Below are 5712 nucleotides of genomic sequence, written 5' to 3' on the forward strand. Positions count from 1 at the left end.
CCGACGAGAAGAAACCGACCACCTGCCCCGCGAAGCACAGCTTCCTGCCCGGCACCCCCGTCCTCCTCGCCGACGGCCGTCGCACGCCCATCGAGGCCGTCCGTGCCGGCGATCTGGTGATCGCCACCGACCCGGTGACCGGCAGGACCGGCGCCCGCCGCGTCGAGCGGACCATCACCACGTACGACGACAAGTACTTCACCCGGCTGACCGTGCGCACCGGCGGGGCCCCGGCCCAGCTGACCGCCACGGACACCCACCCCTTCTGGGTGACCGGCCAGCGGCGCTGGACCGACGCGGGCGACCTCGGCCGCGGCGACGAGCTGCGTACGGAGACCGGCGGCACGCTGACCGTCACGGGAGTCACGCGGTACTCCCAGCGGCAGACGACGTACGACCTCACGGTCGAGGGTGTGCACACCTACTACGTGGGCATCGGCTCCGCGAACACGCTCGTGCACAACACCGACTGCGACCTGTCGCCGGAAGAGCTCGAAGCGGCCCGCAAGCCCGGTGTGGGCGAGGGGGACCCCAAGAAGTTCAAGGACCACTTCCAGCGTCACAAGAAGCTGATCGAGGACGCGCTGGGCACCAAGTACAAGAAGCTCAAGGAGGACGGCCCGCAGTTCCGGCAGGACATCGCGGACGCGATCAAGGACGGTACGTTCGAGCTGGTCGGGAAGGGCACCTTGAAGAAGGGCGAACCCGAGGGGCTGATCTATCGTGGCAAGGGCGTGACGGTCGTCCTCAAGGAGAACGGTGACTTCTGGACCGCTCTCAAGAGCGGCGAGGGAATGGACACCGGGATCGTGATCACCAAGAAGGTGCCGGTGAAGTAGCCGGCGCGGCGGGAGCCCGGCCGGCGGCCGGCAGGAGCGGGGAGCGGACATGGGCGGTTGGCCGACGGCCGAGAAGGCACTGCGTGACCATCCCGTCCGTGATGTCCTCATCCCGGGGTTCCTGGATCGCGACGACGACGTCCCCGAGTTCCGTCCGCAGCCCCTCGCCGTCTGGCTCCGGCTGGACGAGGGGCTGCTGCGGTTCGAGTCCGTGGGCCAGTACGACCGGCTGGACATCACCTCGGTCGACGCCGTCGGCTGGGACGACATGGAGCTGTTCGCCGATGCCGAGGAAGAGGTGATGGTCGCCTCGTGCGGTGAGCAGCTCTTCGGCGACGGCCGCGACGAACTGCGCTGCACCCGCCTGCGCGTCTACCGCGCGCCGGGTGCCGCCGACACCGTCTGCACCTGCCTGGCCCTCGATTTCCAGGGCGGGCACACCCTGTTCCTCGACCCGACGTGGACCTTCGGCGTCAGGATCGGCAACGCCTCGGACGAACAGCGGTGGCTGAAGCTGTACGGAGCCGGTGGGGCCTCGCTCGCCGCCGAGGTGACCCTGTCCGAGCAGGCCTGACACGACTGTTGCCGTTGCTTTGAGTATCAGTGGATCTCAGCAATTCCGGCGTTTCTGCCGGAAGAGTCCGTGACGGTGTCACCAGAGCGCGAGTTGCGCCTCGGTGTCCTGTTGACGGTCTCCCGTTTCTGTCCCGGCCCGGGGGCTGGGGATGACGCCACCTGCCCGCCCCGCCCACGCCGTACGGCGTGGGCGGGTGGTGCGGGTCCTACGGTCGGCTCCACGGGGCTTCGACCCCCACCACGGTGGGGTCCAGGTCTCCGGCCACTCCGGTACCTGTGAGGCAGGTCGTGCGGGTTGCGAGGGCGAGCAGGCTGTGCCCGGCGTTCTCGTCCCGGTCCGCGACGAGACCGCAGGTGTCGCACTCGAAGACGCGCACGCGCGACAGCTCTGCCGGGACTCGCGGGAGCGCGTCGCGTCAGGGCAGCTTCGCCGCCTGGGCGGCGACGAGTTCGGCCGGGAGCTGCGGGGTCTTCGCCGTGACGAAGTCGGCCACGTAGAACGTCACGACGGTCGAGCCGGTGCGCACCAGCTGGAAGACCAGCGGCACCTTGTCGCCCTCGATGCTCCCGGTCACCTGGTAGGCGATGCTCTCCTGGCCGGCTGGGGGCAGCGGGAGCGGTTTGACCTCGGCGTAAGTGGAGGGGCCGTCGTCGCCCGACGTACGGAAGCCGCCCGCGCAGGCGCGGACCGCGTCCCGGACACCGCGCATGAGCTGCTGCGCCCCGTCCTCGGGGTGCGAGGTGAGGATCTCGGTGACGACGGTCTGGTCGTCCTTGCCCTCCTCCGACTTGTCCATGACGGTACGGAAGACGGTGGCGGCCGGGGCGGGTTCGGGGGCGCCGTTGATCACCGCGACGAGCGGCCGGCAGTCCTTGTTCTCCGACCGCTCCGTGCCGCTCTCCTCGCCCCCCTGCATGGGGGTGACCTCGTAGTGCCCCACCTCTCCCGTGGCCAGCGCGACCTGGGCGAGCCCGGCCTTGTCCAGGACCTTGCCGTTGCTGGTGGGGGTCGAGGTGGGTGCCGGGGCGGCGGAGTCGCTCGCGGCCGGGTCGACGGAGGGTGTCCCGCTCGGCTTCGCACTCGCGCTCGCGGCCTTCCCGGCGTCCTTCTCGGACGTCTTCCCGTCCGGCCCGCAGGCGACGGCCGCCAGGCAGAGCGCTGCTGTGGTGGCCGCCATGGCTGCCGTACGCGCCCTGGGGACTCTCGTAGTCACTGACCGCTCCTGACCGGCGAACCGCTACCGCCGACGTTGTTCCCGCACGGACCCTTCACGCTAACAACCCGAGCGGTGCGGATGCTTGGGCCCACGGGCCCAACTCATGGCGGGCCGGAGCCGAGCAGCGTCCACGCCCCGTACGCCGCCGACGCCGCGGCGAGGACCGCGAGCACCGCCGCCGTCCGGGCCGTGGAGCGCAGCCGCAGCAGCGCCCCGGCGGGCGGCAGCAGAAGCGGGAAGGCGGGCATCATCAGCCGGGGCCGGGAGCCGAAGTACCCGGACCCGATCAGCGAGATGACGACGACGGCGATCCCGTAGACGAGTACCGGCAACGGCTGGCACTGCCGCACGCACAGGGACACCAGCCACCCCAGCGCGGCCAGTGCCGCGCACAGCCCGAGCATGCCGGGCCACGGCAGGCCGAGGATGAAGGAGGCGAGGGCCGCGCCGCCGTCGATGCTGTTGCCCCACTGCGCCTGGACGTCGAAGTAGGCGAACGGACGCCCCTCGCGCACCGCGACGAACACGACGTACGCGAGCCAGCCCAGCGGCGCGACGGCCACCCCCAGCAGCATCCGTCCGTTGCGGCGGACCATGCCGTCGGCGGTCCCGGCCCGGTACTCCCGTACGAGGGTGACGGCGGCGGTGAGCGCGAGGGCGGCGATGAGCGCGGCGGCGGACGGGCGGGTCAGGCCGGCGAGTGCGCACAGCGCACCGGCGACGATCCACCGCCGGGTCAGCACCGCGTACAGCGACCAGGCCGCGAGCGCGGTGAACAGGGTCTCGGTGTACGCCATCGATTGGACGAACGCCGTCGGGTACACCCCCCACAGCGCGGCCACCACCACCCCCGCCCGGCGGCCGTACAGCCGTGCCCCGACGGCGAAGATCCCCCAGGCGGCGAGCAGCCCGGCCGACCAGGCGACCAGCAGCCCGGCGCCCGCCGTGCCGAACGGGGTCACCTCCGCGATGGCGCGCTCCAGCGCGGGCAGCAAGGGGAAGAAGGCCAGGTCGGAGTGGACGCCCCCGTCCGGGAGCGTGACCGTGTACCCGTAACCGTTCTCCGCGACCCGCTGGTACCAGACGGAGTCCCAGCGCTCGGAGAGCAGATGCAGCGCGTCCTTTCCCGCGGCCGACGCGGCGGCCCAGAAGACGGCGAGCCCGACGATCCGTACGGCGGCGTACGCGCCGAGCGCGGGTCCGGCCGTGGTGAGGGCGGCGGCGGCGCGTCCGCGCACCGGCGGGCGCTCCGGGCGCGGGCGGGCGGGGGTGACCTGGGGGGAAGGGTCGGGGGGCATACGGCCGATTATCTCCGCCGCCCGGTATCCGGCCGGGCGCGGCCCCGCCTCAGCGCCTGCCTCGGCGTCTCCGCCTCACTGACCGGAGGCCGCGCGCCGCAGACCGTGTGCGACCGCCTTCACATGGTCGCGGTAGTGCCCCGTCCGCTCCATGAAGGCCCGTTCGGACGGGATGAGCGCAAGCAGGGTGACCAGGAGCGTGTGCGCGGCCCGCAGGGCGCCCTCCGTCACCGGAAGGCCGGCTTCGGCGGCCGCCACAGGATCCGCCGCGAAGAGCGCCGGCAGACTCTCGCCCTGCTCCCCCAGCACGAAGTCACGCTGTGCGCGGTCGGGCATCGCGGTGCGGAACGCGTCGGTGCAGCGGCGCAGCAGGGCCAGCTGGTCGGAGCCCGGGACCAGCACCCACCCCGGCCCTTCGTCCGTCCGCCGAATCCGGACGCGCGCCCTCACCCGTGCTCCTTCTCCGCCACCGGCTGTTCCCTGAACGCCCATCGCACCAGGCCTGCCATCTTGAGGACCGTCTCGCGAAAGTCGCCCACCCGCTCCACGAACTCCGGTTCCGGCCAGATCGCCGCGGCCGGAAGCGTGGTGAGCACCGCGTGAAGGGCATGCAGCTGCTCGAAGGTGAGCGTGACCGGTCCGGGCACCGCGTCGTCGTACGAGAGTCCCAGCTGGAGCGGCTCGTCCAGCGAAGCCCCGCCGGGGCCCAGGACGAGCTGCCGGACGGCGGGGGACTTCTCATGGTCGGCGAGGGTGATCGCTGCCCGCCGCAGCAGATGGAACTGCCGCTCGGTCACGTACAGCACGTACCGACCATCCGAAGTGGCCCGGATGGGGACCTCGGCCTGCGATTGCGACTCAGCGTGGGTCAATTGCGCTTCGCTCCCGCCGTGAATCTCGCCTTGAACGCCGCTTCCGACATCTTGTACCCGTGGATCATCGTGCCGTCCTTGACGATCACCACGCCATTCTCCCAGATGGCGTCCACCTGGGCGCTCGGATTGTTCGGGTCCGGCGGGTTGGCGTCGTGATGGGTGAACTTCCGGTTCTTGTACTTCGCCAGGTACTCGGCCATCTTCGTCGGGTCCCCGTCGGTGCCGGGGAGAATGTGGTCCTGTGCCCGCTTGATCCGCGCCGCCGCCTCGGCCGGCGTCTCGCCCGGCACGGTCTCCCGCATGGTCTTGATGACCTGCGCCTGGTAGTCCACGCCGCGGGCGGTCTCCGGCCCGTACTTCGTGTCGATCTTGTCGTAGACCTCGTCCTTGATGCCGTAATTCGGATCGGGGTCGTAGTCCGGGTTGTCGCAGGGATCGTTGTTGTGGACGAGGGCGCTGTTCCGGGTGCCCACTCCCACGTAGTAGCTGTGGATGCCGTCCACGGACAGGTCGTGGGTGGTGCGCCGCCCGGTGTACGCGCGCACGGTGAGCACGCGCAGAGTGCCGCCGGCCTCCGTACGCAGCGTGGCGCCCGGCTCGATGTCGGCCGCGTCCGTCCAGCGGCCCAGGTCGACGAGCCAGAACGGGTGGGTGCCGGTGGCGTCCAGGAGTGCCGTACCGGATGAGGTGCGCACGGTCAGCCGGACGAAGGCCTTGTCGTCATACGTGGTGAAGGTCTGCGTGACCGGCCGCGCCTGGCTCAGACCGCTGACCGGGTCCGTGGCCTCGACCAGATCGCCGACGCGCACCTTCTCGATGGGCGTGCGACGGCCGTCGGCGAGGAGGACGGGGGTGCCGGGCAGGAAGCTGTGCTTCGCGGGGCAGGTGGTCGGTTTCTTCTCGTCGG

8 protein-coding genes are annotated in these 5712 nt (G+C 71.3%); 2 read left to right on the forward strand and 6 right to left on the reverse strand.

Annotated features, from left to right (window positions below):
- Both ABTX18_RS35705 and ABTX18_RS35710 read left to right on the forward strand, forming a co-directional pair.
- The coding region (locus ABTX18_RS35705) for a polymorphic toxin-type HINT domain-containing protein (protein WP_352126965.1) at positions 1-839 on the forward strand (839 nt) is incomplete at its 5' end.
- 49 nt (positions 840-888) lie between these two features.
- Positions 889-1413, forward strand: a complete 525-nt coding sequence (locus tag ABTX18_RS35710; RefSeq protein ID WP_352126966.1) for a hypothetical protein — start codon at positions 889-891, stop codon at positions 1411-1413.
- 208 nt (positions 1414-1621) lie between these two features.
- Here ABTX18_RS35710 and ABTX18_RS35715 read toward each other — a convergent pair whose 3' ends face one another.
- The 6 genes from ABTX18_RS35715 to ABTX18_RS35740 form a co-directional block, all read right to left on the reverse strand.
- Positions 1622-1792, reverse strand: coding sequence for a hypothetical protein (locus tag ABTX18_RS35715; RefSeq protein ID WP_352126967.1), 171 nt, complete (start codon positions 1790-1792; stop codon positions 1622-1624).
- A gap of 39 nt (positions 1793-1831) precedes the next feature.
- Positions 1832-2629, reverse strand: a complete 798-nt coding sequence (locus ABTX18_RS35720; RefSeq protein WP_352126968.1) for a hypothetical protein — start codon at positions 2627-2629, stop codon at positions 1832-1834.
- Positions 2630-2733: 104 nt separating this feature from the next.
- Positions 2734-3930, reverse strand: a complete 1197-nt coding sequence (locus tag ABTX18_RS35725; protein WP_352126969.1) for a glycosyltransferase family 39 protein — start codon at positions 3928-3930, stop codon at positions 2734-2736.
- 75 nt (positions 3931-4005) lie between these two features.
- On the reverse strand, positions 4006-4380 hold the full coding sequence (locus ABTX18_RS35730; RefSeq protein WP_352126970.1) for a hypothetical protein: 375 nt from the start codon (positions 4378-4380) through the stop codon (positions 4006-4008).
- Entirely contained in the window at positions 4377-4736 is a 360-nt protein-coding gene (locus ABTX18_RS35735) for a hypothetical protein (RefSeq protein WP_352126971.1), read from the reverse strand. Before ABTX18_RS35735 ends, ABTX18_RS35730 begins: the two co-directional genes overlap by 4 nt.
- A gap of 62 nt (positions 4737-4798) precedes the next feature.
- Positions 4799-5712, reverse strand: a 914-nt coding sequence (locus ABTX18_RS35740) for a Hint domain-containing protein (protein WP_352126972.1), incomplete at its 5' end; no start/stop codon positions are given.

The organism is Streptomyces sp. NPDC096323, from assembly GCF_040302845.1.
Taxonomy (GTDB): Bacteria; Actinomycetota; Actinomycetes; order Streptomycetales; family Streptomycetaceae; genus Streptomyces.

What these genes read in the sequence shown, in the direction of transcription:
- ABTX18_RS35725 (WP_352126969.1), bottom strand. Translation starts at nt 3,930, where the DNA reads ATGCCCCCCGACCCTTCCCCCCAGGTCACCCCCGCCCGCCCGCGCCCG.
- ABTX18_RS35710 (WP_352126966.1), top strand. Translation starts at nt 889, where the DNA reads ATGGGCGGTTGGCCGACGGCCGAGAAGGCACTGCGTGACCATCCCGTC.